At 41.9% G+C, this 17336-nt stretch carries 16 protein-coding genes, 1 tRNA gene and 1 riboswitch; of the genes, 9 read left to right on the top strand and 8 right to left on the bottom strand.

Translation table 11 applies throughout. From position 1 onward, the window contains the following. Window positions 1-89 precede the first annotated feature (89 nt). From acsC to B5771_RS19645, 5 genes are all read right to left on the bottom strand, one after another. Window positions 90-1418: an acetyl-CoA decarbonylase/synthase complex subunit gamma gene (acsC, locus tag B5771_RS19665; RefSeq protein ID WP_088189063.1), complete on the bottom strand. Its 1329-nt coding sequence runs from the start codon at window positions 1416-1418 to the stop codon at window positions 90-92. A 93-nt stretch (window positions 1419-1511) separates the two neighbouring features. Next, entirely contained in the window at window positions 1512-3692 is a 2181-nt protein-coding gene (acsB, locus tag B5771_RS19660) for an acetyl-CoA decarbonylase/synthase complex subunit alpha/beta (RefSeq protein ID WP_088189062.1), read from the bottom strand. Window positions 3693-3709: 17 nt separating this feature from the next. Further along, window positions 3710-5728 carry an anaerobic carbon-monoxide dehydrogenase catalytic subunit gene (cooS, locus tag B5771_RS19655; protein WP_088189061.1) on the bottom strand — a complete coding sequence of 673 codons (2019 nt, stop codon included), beginning with the start codon at window positions 5726-5728 and terminating at the stop codon, window positions 3710-3712. Window positions 5729-5793: 65 nt separating this feature from the next. After that, window positions 5794-6558, bottom strand: a complete 765-nt coding sequence (locus B5771_RS19650; RefSeq protein ID WP_047808142.1) for a P-loop NTPase — start codon at window positions 6556-6558, stop codon at window positions 5794-5796. Between the two features lie 299 nt (window positions 6559-6857). Beyond that, window positions 6858-7715: a DegV family protein gene (locus B5771_RS19645; RefSeq protein ID WP_088189060.1), complete on the bottom strand. Its 858-nt coding sequence runs from the start codon at window positions 7713-7715 to the stop codon at window positions 6858-6860. Between the two features lie 151 nt (window positions 7716-7866). Here B5771_RS19645 and B5771_RS19640 point away from each other — a divergent pair. From B5771_RS19640 to B5771_RS19605, 8 genes are all read left to right on the top strand, one after another. Then, window positions 7867-7943 (top strand) — tRNA-Pro (locus tag B5771_RS19640). A gap of 285 nt (window positions 7944-8228) precedes the next feature. Further along, on the top strand, window positions 8229-8768 hold the full coding sequence (locus B5771_RS19635; protein WP_088189059.1) for a GNAT family protein: 540 nt from the start codon (window positions 8229-8231) through the stop codon (window positions 8766-8768). 53 nt (window positions 8769-8821) lie between these two features. After that, window positions 8822-8936, top strand: a riboswitch (FMN riboswitch). A gap of 173 nt (window positions 8937-9109) precedes the next feature. Further along, window positions 9110-10237 carry a bifunctional diaminohydroxyphosphoribosylaminopyrimidine deaminase/5-amino-6-(5-phosphoribosylamino)uracil reductase RibD gene (gene ribD, locus B5771_RS19630; protein ID WP_088189303.1) on the top strand — a complete coding sequence of 376 codons (1128 nt, stop codon included), beginning with the start codon at window positions 9110-9112 and terminating at the stop codon, window positions 10235-10237. Between the two features lie 22 nt (window positions 10238-10259). Then, entirely contained in the window at window positions 10260-10910 is a 651-nt protein-coding gene (locus B5771_RS19625) for a riboflavin synthase (protein WP_088189058.1), read from the top strand. Between the two features lie 42 nt (window positions 10911-10952). Then, on the top strand, window positions 10953-12155 hold the full coding sequence (locus tag B5771_RS19620) for a bifunctional 3,4-dihydroxy-2-butanone-4-phosphate synthase/GTP cyclohydrolase II (protein WP_088189057.1): 1203 nt from the start codon (window positions 10953-10955) through the stop codon (window positions 12153-12155). Window positions 12156-12205: 50 nt separating this feature from the next. Beyond that, window positions 12206-12670, top strand: coding sequence for a 6,7-dimethyl-8-ribityllumazine synthase (ribE, locus tag B5771_RS19615; RefSeq protein ID WP_047808149.1), 465 nt, complete (start codon window positions 12206-12208; stop codon window positions 12668-12670). Window positions 12671-12931: 261 nt separating this feature from the next. Then, on the top strand, window positions 12932-13552 hold the full coding sequence (locus tag B5771_RS19610; RefSeq protein ID WP_047808150.1) for a sigma-70 family RNA polymerase sigma factor: 621 nt from the start codon (window positions 12932-12934) through the stop codon (window positions 13550-13552). 27 nt (window positions 13553-13579) lie between these two features. Then, window positions 13580-14110 carry a hypothetical protein gene (locus B5771_RS19605; RefSeq protein ID WP_088189056.1) on the top strand — a complete coding sequence of 177 codons (531 nt, stop codon included), beginning with the start codon at window positions 13580-13582 and terminating at the stop codon, window positions 14108-14110. A 204-nt stretch (window positions 14111-14314) separates the two neighbouring features. Here the strand turns inward: B5771_RS19605 and B5771_RS19600 are convergent, their stop codons facing one another. Both B5771_RS19600 and B5771_RS19595 read right to left on the bottom strand, forming a co-directional pair. Next, the gene (locus B5771_RS19600; RefSeq protein ID WP_047808152.1) at window positions 14315-14512 is read right to left on the bottom strand and encodes a spore coat protein; all 198 of its coding nucleotides are present in this window, start codon (window positions 14510-14512) and stop codon (window positions 14315-14317) included. 15 nt (window positions 14513-14527) lie between these two features. Further along, window positions 14528-14737, bottom strand: coding sequence for a hypothetical protein (locus tag B5771_RS19595; protein WP_047808153.1), 210 nt, complete (start codon window positions 14735-14737; stop codon window positions 14528-14530). Window positions 14738-14925: 188 nt separating this feature from the next. On the opposite strand from B5771_RS19595, the gene B5771_RS19590 reads away from it, so the two are divergent. Beyond that, window positions 14926-15462 carry a DivIVA domain-containing protein gene (locus B5771_RS19590; RefSeq protein WP_242966923.1) on the top strand — a complete coding sequence of 179 codons (537 nt, stop codon included), beginning with the start codon at window positions 14926-14928 and terminating at the stop codon, window positions 15460-15462. A gap of 81 nt (window positions 15463-15543) precedes the next feature. Here B5771_RS19590 and B5771_RS19585 read toward each other — a convergent pair whose 3' ends face one another. Then, window positions 15544-17310, bottom strand: coding sequence for a UbiD family decarboxylase (locus B5771_RS19585; RefSeq protein WP_088189054.1), 1767 nt, complete (start codon window positions 17308-17310; stop codon window positions 15544-15546). Window positions 17311-17336: the final 26 nt, after the last annotated feature.

Raw genomic sequence — 17336 nt, 5'->3', positions numbered from 1 at the left:
TACAAACTCTAAAACAATGCTATCCAGATTAACCATGACTGACCTATTAATGATTAAATTGAACTTGCTTACCTAATTTCTGAACAAAATCACCCTAATTGTGATTTGGCAAAAGAAATAATGCCGCTGGATTCACGAGGACCAACAACTACTTTCCAGCCGGTTAATTCTCCCAGTTTACCGGATATCACGGCGACATAACCTGGAATAATTAAATTTCGATGCTTTACTTTATCGGCAATACCACTAGCTTCCATGGCCTGAGCAATTTTGTCAGGTTCAAACTTTCCTGCTGCATAAGCTGTAAGCACAGAAGTTCCATCTGTATCAATAGGAAGTATATAACTCGGAATCTTCGTTGCTTCGACCTCACCTTCTACGCTGTAATAAGTTAAGGAGAAGTTCGTCGTAACATAGAATGGAGAGTTTTCATTCACTTCTCCCACGGAATGAAGCTTTGGTTCAACCTGAATGGGTTTTTGGGGATCTGTGTAAAGGTTTTGCCGTAAAGTCATTAGTGGTAAAATATGAGCTTTGGCACTTGTATTTAAAACAATGGCGCTGGCATATTTAGCCACATAAACTGAAGCTTCCAATATTTCATCCAGGGGTTCTGGGTGACTGGTATAAGCAACCACCGGATACCCAAAGGGCCGAAATTTTTTCTTAATCGCTAAACGACGAAGATGGGTCAAATTCGCCAACGTTTCTACCGGTTTTCTCGACCCTGGATCTAAAACAAACTCTTTATAACCTAAAGCCTGAGCTTTCTCGACAAGGTCATTCAAAGCATTAAGACCATCAGCTTTTAATATGACAGGAACTGAATTCTCTTTGGCAAGATTAACCATAGCTTCATAGTTTTCTGCTGTTGCCTCACCGACTAAAGGTTTGCGGGCAGCTAAAGGTACAAGAGCCGCTTTCAACGCTTCAGGATTGCTGCTTAACAAAAGCAACGATTTATCAGTACCTGCAGCCACCATACTGGCTACTTTTTCAAAACGTGCTGCATCTCCTGATTCATTAACAACAGCAACTCCATCGATAGAATAGTGAAGGCCGACACGATCGAACTCTAAAATGTTTATTTCTTGAACCTTCGCTTCTACATCAGCATCACTTAATGCATCTGAGACTCGAATCAGCAACGTCGTGGGATGATAAAAGGTCTTGTCATGACGGAAAAGAACATTTTCGTCCCCAAGGACTGAATCTTTTCCAAATTTTATCACTTTAATTGGAGGGGCAGAGGCAGAATCCAGGGCCTCTTTAGCTGCTGCCGTGACATACGGGCAGGTGTCTAATGCCGCTTTGCCGGAAGCTAAAGCCATGGCAAACGCCAGACAAGTTGGTACTCCACACTCTCCGCAGTTTTTCTTTGGTAATTGCTTATAAATTTCTAAACCTGTTAGTGCCATATTTAAACCCCTTTCTTATTGAGAATAGTAAGGAAGCAGACTCTAAGGCCCCTGAGTGATGACAACGGGGCCTTGAGTCGTTAGAGCTTTTTATTACATTAGTGGATCAAGACTGAAGCAGGGATGTCCGTTTTCCTCTAGGAAAGGTAATATTTCCTCAGCAGTAGTTCCGATGGACTCGTCCGCAATTTTATCGATAAAGTCTGCGCCTATTCCTTCATCAAGTGAACGCTGAACAAAATCTTCGCGTATGAATTCCTTCAGTTCTTTAGGCATCCAGATAATACGAGCAATTCCGCCGTCTGCGGGAATAAACTTTTTACTGAGAATATATGAGCGTCCAATACCCATAAAGCCGGGAGTCTGCATTCCTCCGCCGCAAGTTCCGGCTAACGTTGAAAAGGTCATTCCGCAAGGAGTCATTCCGGAGTGTTCACGAGTTGTAATCATAAGGCCATTTGCCTCCGGAACAATAGCCATAATGGCTTCAAAGCAACCACAGGAAGTCATTGGCCGATCCATTAAGGTATAAAGATTAACCTCTTCCAGAGTATTATTCGAAGCTTTATACAGGTAATCATTGCAGGACTGCCACATACCCTTTAAGTCGTCAATGGCCAGTCCCTTAGGAATTGGCTGATTAGGACCATTAGGAGCAATTTCATGAGAGGCTTTAGCATCCAGCCAACTCACCGCACCACAGAGACCAACCCGTTCTGGGGTAACAATACATACGTGATTGGGTGCAAAAGACTGGCAAAGCAAACATGAATAAAAGTCTTCGACAGATTCATCGGTCAGACTCCTCATGCGGTCATCGCGGGCCTTATAACGTTCGCGGGCAAGAACAATACCATCATCGACAGCTGCTTGATCGAGCATGATGGTGACTTCGACCCGGTCAATAATAGCTGGGAATTCTTCTTTTAATTTAGCAATCAAAAGTTCTCCAAAGTGTTTCATCAAGAAACCTTTTGCCCGAGCATCTTTGGAAATACGTACCCAACACAAATCACGCTGTGCCACGTGCCAAACGCCTTCGCCATAATTTGCGAAATAGTGAATTCTGCGTTCAAAAACACCTTCGAAATCAGCTTGCATCTTACGTCCATAGATATCTACTTTTATTCCTAAAGGAAGTTTAGATCCCTCAGGAACAGTATCAATATCCGGACCTATCACAGTGACTCGTCCGTCTTCAATATTATCAGGACCTACCATTTGAACAAGTTCGAAAGCGGTTGTTCGTCCGCCGCCGAATTCAACGTAGGTATCTCCTTTGCGAATGGTCTCACCTTCAAAGGCCGGGCCAAAGTTAACCGGAATGGGCAGCTCGATATTCGTTAATTTTATGCCCCGAACTTCCAAGGCTAAAGGAACTAATTTCTCATAATCAGGCTCGGAAATATACCAATCAGGGATTTGCATATCTTCGCCCAGAGTTTGATCTGTCAGAACTGGGAAGCCCATGAAAATTGCGCCCATTTCTGCGGCCACTTTTACATCATCAAGTTCTCCAAGATGCAGAACGAAAGCCCGAACCCTGCGACGCTGATAATCACGGTGATTTTCTCGTTCCCCTGCAGGAATACCACCAAAAGCAAGACCTGCTCTGAAAGCGTAATTTACCGCATGAATTACCTGTGTAAAGTTTCCTAAAGGGAAAGCGATATAATCCTCACCAATTTTAACGTTCTCTTCAAGTAATTGCTCAATAACCTCATCGCAAAGGAAGATCATAAATCCTTTGCCCATTAAATTATCTATAATTTTCTTAGCAGATTTTGAATCTTTAGCTCGCCCAAGAACAACCGCTACGCCCGGAATAGTCCAGTCAACCATCTTAATACCGTGTTTCCGAACAACAGGGTCACCTAAGAATCCTGTCCACGGTTTAACTTTAGGTTCATCACCTCTGAGATAATGAATCGTTTCAATAACTTCAGCGGCATAAAGAACTGACTCACCCCAAAGTCTGGCATTTTCAAATGTAAGTTCCGTACGAACCTGATTACGCAAGCGGTTAAGAATTGGAACTAATTCACCCAGCTTGGTCACCTTTTCACCGGAAAGACATGTGATGACTGGGAGATAATAAGCAGTATCAGGATAACCAATCGTCTGAGCTTCACCGTAATCTTTAATAGCACGATTAAGCAGAATTTCGGCATAGGTCATGGCAATTACGGTTCCATCATAAGCTTTGCGCAATAATTTTTTGGGTTGATTATTTGGGTCCTTAATAGCTTCTTCATATATTTGTTCCATTGACATCAGACATTCCTCCTTTCTTACCAGCCTTGAGCTATTGGGGTCTCATTTTTCTCTGCAGTTTTCTTATGGATATTAAGCTTCCACGTCCGATACTCCAAAGCATTAAGAAGTTTTTGGGCACCAATAAGCGGATCCACTTCAAAAATAAAGTTTCCTCCGAAAACATCATGAGCAATTTGAGTGGTAATACCGTAGACCAGATCGCTTCCTTCAACAGGCGGCAAACTTCCTACATGTGTCGGCAATCCTAAGGTGACACACCATGTCCCAATAGCAACCGCTTTTTCATGCATAGCTTCTGGAGCTGAGGCCACAAAGGGCACTTTTGGTATATCAACTCCGAGTTCATCGGCCATGGCAACCGCTAAATCTGAAGCTCTGCTATTGTCTACACACGAACCTACGTGGAAAACTAAAGGCAAGCCAGTCGTCAGCTGAGGATTGGCATTTTCCAGCATTTTCAGGAAAGATTTAAGTCCTTCTCCTGCATAGGCTTCTACTGCCAGGGGTGACATTAGACCGAACTTCGCGAAGGCTCCAGCCGAACAACCTGTTGCAATGACAAAAACATCATTTTTCACAAGCTCTTTTAAAATTGCAACGTGAGACTCGTCCTGTGATCGCTTCAAGTTGTTACATCCGGCCATTAAGGCAACTCCCTTAATTTGTCCGCTCAGAATTGCATCGGTGAGAACAGAGATCGGTCGTTCGGGACATACTTTTGAGAAAATATCTGTGAGAGCTTCAATGCTGAAACCGGCAACCAGTTTATGTCGTTCATTAGGAATGGAAATCTTATTTGGATCTCGCTGTTTATAAGCTTCAATAGCGATGGTTACAAGTTTTTGAGCATCTTCCATTGCTGTTTCTGGTTTAAAGGCAAGATGTTGAGCCCCTGGAGTTTTCATAATACCTTCTGTGGTAATAATTTTAGTATGGAAACATTCCGCAGCTGTTTGGACTGACGGATAAATACATTGGATATCAACCACCATGGCGTCTAAGGCACCGGTCATAATAGCCATTTCTTGCGAGGCGGAAGAAGTTGCTAAATAGACTCCTTCTCTCATGAGCAATTCATTTCCTGTACAGCAAATCCCGACAACGTTAATTCCTTCAGCACCAACTTTTTGTGCTTCTGCTTTCATTTTTCGAGCTGCTGCTACGACCATCTCACTGAGGACTGGATTATGGCCGTGAACTGCAATATTCACCATTTTAGGATCGATTACCCCGAGATTCGCTTCAGAAACAATAGGTTCGGGAATTCCAAACAAAACATCGCTGAGAGTAGTTCCCACATATTCTCCGGCTAAATCAGCCAGAGCAGTTTTAATTCCGCCGAAAATAATATTTACCGGGTCGTTATCAACACCCATTGCCGTTTGTGCAATTAATTCAGTAACGGTACCATCAATTGCTTTGGGCATAACATTGGTATGCTGAAATTTATTACGACGCCCCTGGGTCATGAAGGAATCGAGAAAAGCTAAAGGACGATCTTGGTAGCGGCCAAAATCTGCATATCCCAATTCAACAACATCTTTCAAAATTTCCTTATCTTCACGGTCAAGAGTTGAAATTCCTAACCTTTGAGCTAATTTATGCAGTTTAGCTGTTGATTTTATTTCATAATCCGGGGCGTGACCTTCTACTAAAGCATGGGCGGTATGAAGAACATGACGTGCGTGCTCCGAGTGAGATGCTGCTCCTCCGGCAATCAGACGTACAAGATTACGAGAAACAATGGTATAGGCAGATGCCCCGCAAATTCCGCGGCTGCCAGGACCGTCTTCCTTTTTAACCCTACAAGGACCAGCGATACAAATTCGGCAGCATACACCTTTGTAACCAAATGTGCACTGCGGTTGTTGAGCTACTACGCGGTCAAAAACTGTTTCGATGTTTTTACCTTCCAGCATTTTTAACATTTGCAAGGCACCTGGATCTGACGTACGAACAGGATTTTTCGGATCTACAACTCTTGGTGCATCCGATGGCCGGGCAGTATGGGTTAAATCCCGATATCTAGGCATGTTACAACCTCCTCTTTAATAAGATCCTCTTCTCATACTCTTATTGCTGCTAATGAAAACCCCTGTCATCTCCCTTCATCGATAATTTTTTCATAAATTGTATTGAGCTGAACTCCCAGAGACCCTTCAGGCATTGGAATACTGCCTGTATTGATGGACATTTCCAACAGTTCGTCGCTGTAAGGGATGATGCCGATAAGTTGCTCTGTAGAAAAGTGGTCTCTAAGAAACTTTTCATCGTTCACATTGCGAATTTTGTTGCCTATGACAACGATACGAGGAATACCTAGCTCATTGGCAAGTTGTTGAATTACATGAACAGTTTGTACACTCACCTTGGAAGGTTCTGTAACAATTACCAGAACATCAACACCTAAGGCTGTTCCTCGTGTTAATTGTTCTATTCCTGCACCCATATCAAGAATTACTGTATCTTTTTCTCCAAGAATAAGAGAATTGACCAAAGCTTGCAGAAAACTGTTTTCCTTACAATAGCAAGAAGTTCCGCCGCCTTTTATATTCCCCATTCGAAAAAAGCGAAGTTGTCCAAGAGAGACACTGTAATCATCTAAGATATCGTCGACATTAGGATTTAGCGGATAAAAGGCGCCAGTCCCCCCCATACGCTCTTCTATAAGTTCCTTCATATCAACAATAGCTTTTAAATTTGCCAGTACCTCATCGGGAAATCCCAATACCGTCCCCAAGCTTGCATCGGGGTCTGCGTCAACTGCTAATACGGTAATACCCTTTTCCACTAACCAACGGGCAAAATTTGCAGTAAAGGTGGTTTTCCCAACTCCACCTTTACCGGAGATTGCGATTTTCATCTGTCTACCACTCCTTTAGCTGCTATATGCAACCATTTCCTGGAACAAGCTTTGGGTATATAGTTATATTCTTTTTTTCTTTGGTTAATCCTGCAAACATTCTGAATTTATTTTAATATTTTTACTTTTTTTATTGAGAAAATTATCGTTATTTATTATAATATTCTGTATATTGTATAAAATTCTGTTAACAGCTGCCTACACTTTATTATTTGCGAAATTAATTATATAGTTCAGTTTGCATGTTCTTGAGTAATAGCGATCATTATTTACTGGTTGGAGTTCCTGGAAATTCCAGTTCATTCTATTGGCCAAGGATGAAATACCAGGCCAAAGGCACCTGTTCCGACATGAGTTGCAATGACAGCACCTGCTTCAAACAATCTTACTTCATGTTCAGGATAGCGCGATTTAAGTTCCTCCATAAGCTCTTCCCCTTCTTTTGGAATATTGACATGCATAACACATATTCGAAAGCGTTTTCCGCTCAACATCGCTCTCGTTAATTCATCGAGAACTCGCTGCCAAGCCCTTGACCGGGAACGAACTTTATCAAAAACATCGATCTGGCCCTGTTGATTAAAATAGAGAATAGGTTTGATTTGAAGTAAAGTACCGATCAAGGCAGCTGCTCCCCCGATTCGTCCGCCTCGCCGCAGATTCTCCAGTGTATTAACAATAAAATAAAGCTCCGTTTGTTCTTTTAGTGACTTAAGGTTATGCATAATTTCCGCAGCATCTAATCTATTCTCTGCCCATTCTGCTGCCGCCCAGGCCAAAACTCCGAGCCCTAAGGCCGAAGACTGAGAATCAAAAAGGTATATTTTTTTGCTGGAAGCAAGCTCAATTGCCATTTGGGCAGATCTTAAAGTTCCGCTTATGGCACTCGAAAGATGAAGACTAATTATTTTTTCTACGCCTTGTGAAAACAAGGATTCATAGGCTTCAAGAAAAGCTCCAACCGATGGTTGGGAAGTTGTTGATAAACTATTAATATGATTAAGCTTTTCGAAATATTGCTCATTCGATAATTCTGTTTCCGAAAAAGTCTCGGTGCCGATGATCACTGAAAGGGGAACGATTGTAATCTGGAATTGCTTCACTATATCATTCGTTAAATATCCTGTTGAATCCATCACAATTCCTGTTTTTCTCAAGTTTCTTCTCTCCTCAAGATTTATGCCTGGTTTATCCCATCAGAACTGCCTTTTTATCTCCTTACCAATTAATATTTCTAACTCTGTACAAATAATGTTGACAGGATCAAAGGGGTTTGTTATTATAGTATTCGTTCTGATAAACGAATTGCGGGGCGTAGCGCAGTTTGGTAGCGCGCTTGGTTCGGGACCAAGAGGCCGTGGGTTCGAATCCCGTCGCCCCGACCATCTAGTATTAGAGGATCTCCAGTTTTGGAGATCTTTTTATTTTTTGAAGAGAAATAATCCATATCTTTAGCAATTATTTTAATCCCTAATGGTTAATTATGTAAACACCAATTTCCTTTATTATGAAATAAAGGAAATTGGTCTATTACTATCTCGTCCAATAGTGAACTCGTTCAGCTAAAGATGAACACTTAAATATTTTTTATTGTTTCGATTAGGTGCTACAATAGGTTATAAATCAGATGCACTATAATCTAAAGATAAAACGCTGAGAAGGAGCCTAGCATGTTAGAGGGAAATAAAATAAAGATTCGCCCTATTGAAGAGGATGACATTGATATTATCTGCCAATGGTTAAACGATGAGGAAATTAATTATTGGTCAAGTGGAGCTTGGCCGCTAAATACTCTTTATTCCAAAGATCAAATCATGGAAAAGTATCTCGACGGCCCTTCTGACGTTTACCGGTACGCAATATTGAATGAGAAGAACTTGATAATTGGTACCATTGGTTTTAAAGAAGTCAATGTTCCAGGTCGTTCGGCAACCCTGTTTATTGTTATTGGTGATAAATCATATTGGGGTAAAGGCTACGGAACAGATGCTATTATAACCTTTGTTCGCTTTCTCTTTACTCAATGGAACTTTCATAGGATTTCATTGGATACTTGGGACGAAAACCTTCGGGCAATCAGAGCCTACGAAAAAGTTGGCTTTAAAATCGAAGGACGCCAGCGAGAGGCACGCTATGTACTGGGAACTTATCATGATGCTGTCCTTATGGGATTATTGCGCGATGAATTTTTGATCCTTCACGGAAAATAATAGGTTGCCAAATTGCTGGACCTGGAGTACACTATAATCAAATTTAATAATAAACTATCCTCTGGGGTTGGGTGAAATTCCCTATCGGCGGTACAGCCCGCGAGCCTTTTTGGCAGATCCGGTTTAATTCCGGAGCCGACAGTAAAGTCTGGATGAGAAGAGGAATAGATTAAAATGCGTCTTTTTATACGCTTTTTTACTATGACTTTTAGCTCAACACTCGAGGATAGCGAGTGTTTTTTTATTTCCTATTTTTATTTCCTAATTATTGGCTTTGCTCCTTTATGGTATTTACGATTTTTGGGGGAAACTATCTTAAAAAAGTTTCAGAAAGGAATTATATGCAGCGGGAAACTTTTCAAAAATCAACGGACGAAACTTTTATGTCTAAAGCCATTAAACTGGCAGGTCAGGCCTGGGGGAGAACTAGTCCAAACCCAATGGTCGGGTGTATTCTCGTCAAAAATAATCAAATCATCGGGCGCGGTTACCATCAAAAAGCCGGAACTCCTCATGCTGAAGTCCATGCCTTGTCAGAAGCTCAAGATCAAGCCAAGGATGCAACAGCTTATGTTACTTTAGAACCTTGCTCACATTTCGGCCGAACCCCGCCCTGCTCTGACGCTCTAATTAAGGCAGGCGTCAAACGTGTTGTTGTAGCTATGCAAGACCCCAATCCTCTCGTTGCAGGCCGCGGAATTCAACGATTACGTAAAGCCGGGATTCAAGTTGACGTGGGAGTATTGCACCATGAGGCTGCATCCTTAAATGAAGCATTTTGCAAAGCAATAACCACAACTATGCCTTTCGTCCTATACAAGACAGCCTTAACTCTAGACGGAAAAATTGCCACCGGAACCGGAGATTCTCGCTGGGTGAGCAGCGAGCTCTCTCGCCAATACGTCCATCAATTACGTAATCAATACGATGTTATTCTTGTTGGCAGTGAAACAATCATTCATGACAACCCCGCACTAACCTGCCGCTTATCAGGCGGACGAGATCCTATTCGGCTTGTTGTTGACGGCCGATGCCGTTTAGCTGAAAACTCTCAGGTTCTCACCTCCTCCGCCGAAAGTCCTTGTATTATTGCTACAACAAAGGCAGCGCCGGTCGATAAGCTCAGTCGATTGCAAAAGCTTAAGAACGTTGAAATCTGGCAATACGATACTTCACGTTATGTCCCTCTTAAGCAAATGCTTAAAGATCTTGTTTGCCGAGGATGGATCAGTGTCTTACTTGAAGGCGGCGGTCGTTTAGCAGGTGCTCTTATTGAAAACGAGTGTGTCGACAAATTAGAATGTTTTATCGCTCCTAAATTAGTAGGAGGAAATGGGCCTTCTCCCCTTTCAGGCTTGAACATTCAATTGATGAAAGATGCCATAGAGCTCTATGACCTCCAGGCAGATATGAATTTTAGAGATATTCATGTAACAGGATATTTTAGGCCACATGAAATTATCCAGTAACGGCCTTTAAAGGAGGATACAAGTGTTTACCGGAATTGTTGAAGAACTTGGTATAGTACGTGATCTTCGCCTCTTACCAGACTCCGGAAAACTAACGCTGCAGGGAAAAAAAGTCCTTGAGAGAACCCAATTGGGAGACAGCATTGCTGTCAATGGGGTCTGCCTGACAGTGATTCAGCAAAACAGTGACGAATTTACCGTCGATGTAATGGCTGAAACTCTAGCGAAAACGAATCTTGGCGATTTGAAGAGCGGCAGCCGGGTAAATTTAGAGCGGGCCCTCCAACTCCAAACCCGCTTGGGAGGACATCTAGTGAGCGGGCATGTTGACGGCGTTGGTTCAATTCGTAAGATAACGCCCTGGGGTATTGCCAAACTTCTCGAAATCACTGCCCCTTCCACTCTTCTTTCCTTCGTTTTGCCCAAAGGATCCATTGCTATTGACGGAATTTCACTTACCGTTGTCGATGTAGAACATGATTACTTTTCAGTTTCTCTTATTCCTCACACTTTCCAAGAAACCACTTTAGGCTTAAAACAGATCGGCTCAAGGGTTAATTTAGAAACTGACCTGATAGGAAAATATGTTGCCCGTTTTATGGGGCTCAACCGAGCTGCAGATTCCAAGGAAGATATTAGTATGACATTTTTAGCGGAAAATGGTTTTGCTTAGAGTCTAAGAATAATGGATAAAATTAAAAAGGAGTTGACCGTCATGCAATTTAATACCATTGAAGAAGCCATAGAAGATATCCTTCAAGGAAAAATGATCGTCATGGTCGACGATGAAGATCGGGAAAACGAAGGGGACTTAGTTATGGCCGCTGAGTTAGCAACTCCCGAAGCCATCAATTTCATGGCAACCTTCGGACGAGGTCTGATTTGTGTTCCTATGACAAAGGAGCGTATTCAAGCCTTAAAGCTTGAACCCATGGTTACTCATAATACTGACCCTCATGGAACTGCTTTTACAGTCAGCGTGGACGCCTCGGATAGTTCAACGGGAATTTCCGCCTTTGAACGTGCTCATACCGTAAAAGTTCTTATGAATCCCGCCAGTACCCCAGAGGATTTGCATCGTCCCGGCCACATCTTCCCCCTTCAAGCTCAGAAAGGCGGAGTACTGGTACGGGCAGGCCATACCGAAGGTGCTGTAGATTTAGCTCGTCTTGCCGGATTAAAGCCTGCAGGGGTTATCTGTGAGATCATGAACGAAAATGGAACGATGGCTCGAGTCCCCGATTTACAACTTTTTGTAGAGAAACACAACCTAAAAATTGTTACTCTTAAAGACCTTATCGCATATCGACGTCAATCCGAGAAACTTATTGAAAGAGGAGAAACTATCCACCTCCCCACAGACTTTGGTGACTTTCGTGCCGTCGGTTACTTGAGTGTCATCGATCAAAAAGAACATATAGCTCTCGTTAAAGGGAACGTTGATGACGGAAATCCTGTTCTTGTCAGAGTACATTCGGAATGTCTTACGGGTGATGTATTCCATTCCCGCCGTTGCGACTGCGGTGATCAACTTGCAGCGGCATTAGAAGAAATTGAACGCGAAGGCCGCGGCGTTTTGCTTTATATGAGACAGGAAGGCCGTGGGATTGGTCTTCTTAACAAGCTCAAGGCCTATAAGCTTCAAGAGGAGGGCAAAGACACCGTTGAAGCAAATCTAGCTTTAGGATTCCCTGAAGACTTACGCGATTATGGAGTGGGCGCCCAAATATTAGCAGATCTCGGCATTTCCAAGGTCCGTTTAATGACGAACAATCCAAGAAAAATAGTTGGCCTTGAAGGATACGGTTTAAAGGTCGCCGAACGGGTTCCTGTTGAAATACCTTCCAAACCTGAAAATCTAAAATATCTCTGTACAAAGAAAACGAAATTAGGCCATTATTTATCAGCCGTTCACTAACATCTATGGTTCTAAAAACTGCTCAAAAAGAAAGGGTGTTTAATAACATTATGAAAACCTTCGAAGGAAAACTGCTAGCTCAAGAATTGAAAGTCGGAATTGTGGCAGCTCGATTTAATGAATTTATTACGAGCAAGCTGGTCAGCGGTGCTTTAGATGCTTTAAAACGTCACGGTGCTCTTGAAGAGAATATAGAATTAGCCTGGGTTCCGGGAGCCTTTGAAATTCCACTTGTCGCCCAAACAATGGCCAATTCTAAACAATACGATGCTGTTATCTGCCTTGGTGCAGTTATTCGCGGGGCTACTCCCCATTTTGATTTAGTCAGTAACGAGGTTAGCAAAGGAATTGCACAAGTCGGATTACAAAGCGGAATTCCGGTTATTTTTGGAGTTTTGTCAACAGACAGCATCGAACAAGCTATTGAACGTGCAGGAACAAAAGCCGGCAACAAAGGTTTTGATGCTGCGATGACAGCCATAGAAACTGCCAATCTTCTGAAGTCTTTTAAGTGAACCGGTTCAGCTAAAGCTGAACATCGGGGCTTCGTTGACGAAAGTGTCCTGTGGACACTTTCGCCGAAAGCGCCAAGTCATAACAAATACTATCGCGCTGAAGGATGGAGAACTAAGAGCCATCCGCATGGGAAAACGCCGGAAAGTTATCTTTAGTAAGATATGGATGATTGTCCACTAAAAATTCCTTGTCAAATATGTCATTCTTAATTAAACTCAAAAAGAAGCATCATGACTAGTTTTGACAAGGAGTTGAGTGCCATGTCTTTAAAAGACAACGCTATTATAGATGAAACGTCAATGCTTGAGGCAGCGCGCTCAGGAAATAAAGAAGCATTAAATCAAATCATTGAGTACTACGAACCGGAAGTTCGAATTATTGCCTGTAAATATTTTCTGCCCAGGGCAGATTATGATGATCTTATCCAAGAGGGACGGATAGCGATATACAGAGCGGTTTTATCATATGACGACCATTTAAATATTCCTTTCCTTCATTTCTTAAGGATGGTCATAAAGCGCAAATTAATTGATAGTATTCGAAAATATACTCGTAATAAACATGTCAATCTGAACAATGCTTATTCCCTCAACAACGCTATTTCTGAATCTGAGGAAACGAGTTTTATCTCCCTTCTGCCTAATGCCGAAGACCCAGCCACAACCGTTATTGCTAACGAAGAAGCTCGTTCAATTATTAACGATATAAATCGTGATCTCTCCAATCTTGAGCGAATTGTCTTTGAACATTACTTTCTTCAAGGATTTAAGCAGCGAGAATTGTCCGAACAGCTGGGGCTTCATCCCAAATCTTTGGACAATGCTATCCAACGTATTAGACGAAAAACAGTCCTCTATCGTTCTCGACAAATAGCTGGTTAAATTTCAACCATGCGGAGGAGTTTCTTGATGCTTTCCTTTTCCAGTTTCGTTTTCTCCTGTCGAATGCGCCTTTCAAAATTTAAAGATCATAAATTAGCTGTTAGTTTAAGTATTTTAATCTTAATCACAGCAGTTATCTTAGGGCCGCCTCTTTATGAAGAGAGTTGGCTCGACCCTTTTTCCACACTCGGTCTGTCTAATCGCGAGCTTCACCCACATGCAATCACAATGCTTGGTATGATTTATGCAAACGATCCATATCATCCCTATTATTACACGAACCAAAAGGAGATAAGTGTTTTTATACACGAACTGCAACAAGCCACTCCCATTACCGTATCTCAGATTCCTAAGGATTTGAAGAAACAGCCGGTAGAGTTTTTCACCTTACATCGTTCTTCTTCTAAATTTCATTCAGAAGAGGATTATGCACTGCAATACTACCCTCAAAAAGGAATTGTTCGTTTTGAGAATCAATTATTAATAATTAATGATGCTGCAATCAATTTGCTAACGCAATTTGTCAAGGACAAGACTCCCGGCTGGTGGAAATCCTAAAGTGACATGACAAACAAACTCTTGAAATACTCTCTAATTCATAATAAAATTGGGCTGTAACAAACTGGTAAGTTTTGTTACAGCCCTTTTTATACTGTCAGAAAGTATAACTTCGTTGCATACTTTCCTCTTGCATAAGTGCAACTAACCTGCCGCCTGCGCCAGAGGCTTGGCGCCAGCCAAGTTTTCTTTACATACGCTCGTTTAAGCAATGCCACCATTTTGATTAATTAATTTGCTCGCCTTACTATGTGCATTGGTGGCTTCGTTCGCTAAACGTAAGTAGATATTTCTTAGATCGCCGTGATGAGCCCGAGTTGCTAAGGTCATATAACCCATGGCAGCACTTGCGGCATCTTTTTCATAATCATAAAGCATATCTAAATCAGTAAAGTCGCTCATTCTAATTCCCCCTTTCTATTGAATTTCGTTAAGTCCCTTCTTAAAGTATCCTATAACGTCTTCCAAACCTTTGGCCTGCTCTTTAAAAAATCCTTTTACAGCAGGATCTTTGGCCATTTCATGGTACATTAGGCACTTTTTCATGGCTGTTTCGTTTTCAATAATACTTCGAGTCAGCATTCCTTGATCTAGAAGTTTTTTCGTTTCCATCTCATTGAGTTGCATATTTGGTCCCTCCTTTTTGGAACTTAATCCATATAACAGTTTCATGATTTGTAAAATCGCTAAAAATTATTCACAAAATCAAAACTTCTTCTTTAAATAACTGGGTGAACACCCATGCCGCTGTACTTTTTCTTGAAGAGATGTTTTAGTTCACTATCTAAATAGAGGGGGTGCTTCAAAATTTGGAAATGCCGGACTTTAAACGTGTAATCCGCGGCTATGAACCGGAAGCTGTCGATCAAGCCTGGGCCGAAACAGATCATCAATTATCCGAAGCAAATGCCGCTAATAAAGAACTTCGTTTGCAAATTAATAACCTGCGGGAGCAAAATACAGAATGGGGAAATCGCCTTAAAAGCTATGAAACGATGGAAAGTGACTTAAGAGACGCTTTACTGAGTGCCCAGAGAGCAGCTAATCAGATTCGCGAAGAAGCCAATCAAAAGGCTGAAACTTTGAGTAAATCGGCACGTGATGAAAGTGACACCATCATCGCCGAAGCGAACCGTCTTGCAGAAGAAAGGAAAACAGAAATAGAGGCAGACCTCATCGAAAAAAAACAAGAGATTTTTAAATTGCAAGAAGAAATTCAAGCATTAATCATTAAAAGAGATGAACTCCGAAATCTTGTTGAAAAAAGCCTTCAACATTTCGAAATTATTCAAAACTTATTAGGTGATCCTTCCAAAATTCAAACTTTATTGCAGCAGGAGAAAGGCTCTTGAACCAGTTCAAGAGCCTTTTCTCGTACTATCAGTATAATCCTATTCTTCGGTTAAATGCTTTCGATAGAATAAGTGTAGTTGTTACAACCGTAATCCATACTTATTCCAACGCTCATCAACTAATTTGATTGTAGCCTCATCGGGAAGGACTTCACCAGGATAATCCGGCTTCATTCGAGCATCTACTAAAATGGGACCATGATAAATAAGACGATGTTGCCTTATTTCTGTTGCAGCATAAATATCGTGAGCCGGATCAAAACGAGTAAAAACTTGCCATAAAAATCCTGTAACGTCGAGGGCTAAATCAAGGTCATCAACTAAAACTATGAAGGGCCAGTTCTTAAAAGGTTCATCTTCGAGATGAGCCAAAACATCCTTAGCCAATTCTGGTGTATCTTTAAACGACAGCGACTCTAAAATTAAGCAACCAGCACAAAATGGTCTTATGCGGGACACTCCAGGCAGCTTTCCGGCGTCAAATTGTCGAGGCAAATCTCGTTTTGCATTCCCTACACCAAGCATAATTGCTTTACTGCCATGGTTTAGTCTACGCCCAGTATAATCTAAAGTATCCATGGAAGTTTCACTTAAAATCATAAGATCAGATTCCGGTTCAAAGCGAGCAAGGACGGTTTCAAATAAAAATTTAAAATTCTGCAGATCCAGTTGAACATCTGTTAAGATCAGGAATTTCGTTAAGGTTAACTGCCCTTCTCCAAGAATTCTAAAGGCGTGAGCCAACGCTTCACGGCGATAACTTTCTCGAACAATAGCGGCAGCCAAAGCATGGAAACCTGTCTCTGCATAAGTCCAAAGTGCCTTTACTCCAGTCATTACCATCGGAAACATTGGAGATAAGAGAGACTGTAAATATTCTCCAACGAAATAATCTTCTTGACGGGGTTTACCAACTACAGTTGCGGGATAAATGGCATCTCGTCTATGATAGATTGTCTGAACACTGAAAACGGGAAAATCGTGTGTTAACGAATAATATCCATAATGATCTCCGAAAGGTCCCTCAGGCCTGCGTACAAAGGGAGAAACCTTACCGCAAATGGCAAACTCGGCTTCTGCGATAAGCGGGTGAGGATGAGAAGGAATATTAACTCGAGAGAGTTTTTCTCCCATTAAAAAAGAGGCAAAAATTAACTCAGGCAGCATTTCAGGAAGCGGCGCTATTGCAGCAAGGATCAAAGCCGGCGGGCCTCCTAAAAAAAGAGTTGTAGGAAGGTCTTGTTCAAGCCGTTCTGCTTCATAGTAATGAAACCCTCCTCCTTTATGTATTTGCCAGTGGATCCCTGTCTCTTGATGATTGTATATCTGGATTCGATACATACCAAGATTATGTTCTTTCGTCACAGGATGCTCAGTATAAACCAAAGGCAAGGTCACAAAAGGACCGCCATCTTCGGGCCAGCTCGTCAATACAGGAAGACGAGTTAAATCAACGGACTTCTCCTGAATTTCAAGAACAGGTGCTTTCCCTGGGGTTATAGAACGCAGACCACTTTTGACCAGGGACATAATCCACTCTTTTTCCTGCCAAAGCAGCGACGGTTTTGGCGGAAGCAGGCGATCTAGAGCAGCCACCGCTCTCTGAACAGTTTCTTCCGGCTTTGGGCCAACAGCTAAATCAACTCTCTGACGTGTACCAAATAAATTAGTCACAACAGGAAATTGGCTGCCTTTAACTCGCTTGAATAATAAGGCCGGCCCTTCCGCTTGAATAACTCGGCGGTGAATTTCAGCGAGCTCGAGGTATGGGTCAACTTCAGCTTCAATTTCTATGATTTGCTTTTCCTGTTTAAGAGTCGTGATAAACTCACGCAAATTGGTATGCATAAAACACCTTCTTCAATAGTATCATT

This window comes from Desulfosporosinus sp. FKA (assembly GCF_002196785.1).
GTDB classification, from domain to species: Bacteria; Bacillota; Desulfitobacteriia; order Desulfitobacteriales; family Desulfitobacteriaceae; genus Desulfosporosinus; species Desulfosporosinus acididurans.
Note: the sequence above shows the minus strand (reverse complement) of the source record. Positions and strands in the feature narration are given on the sequence as shown.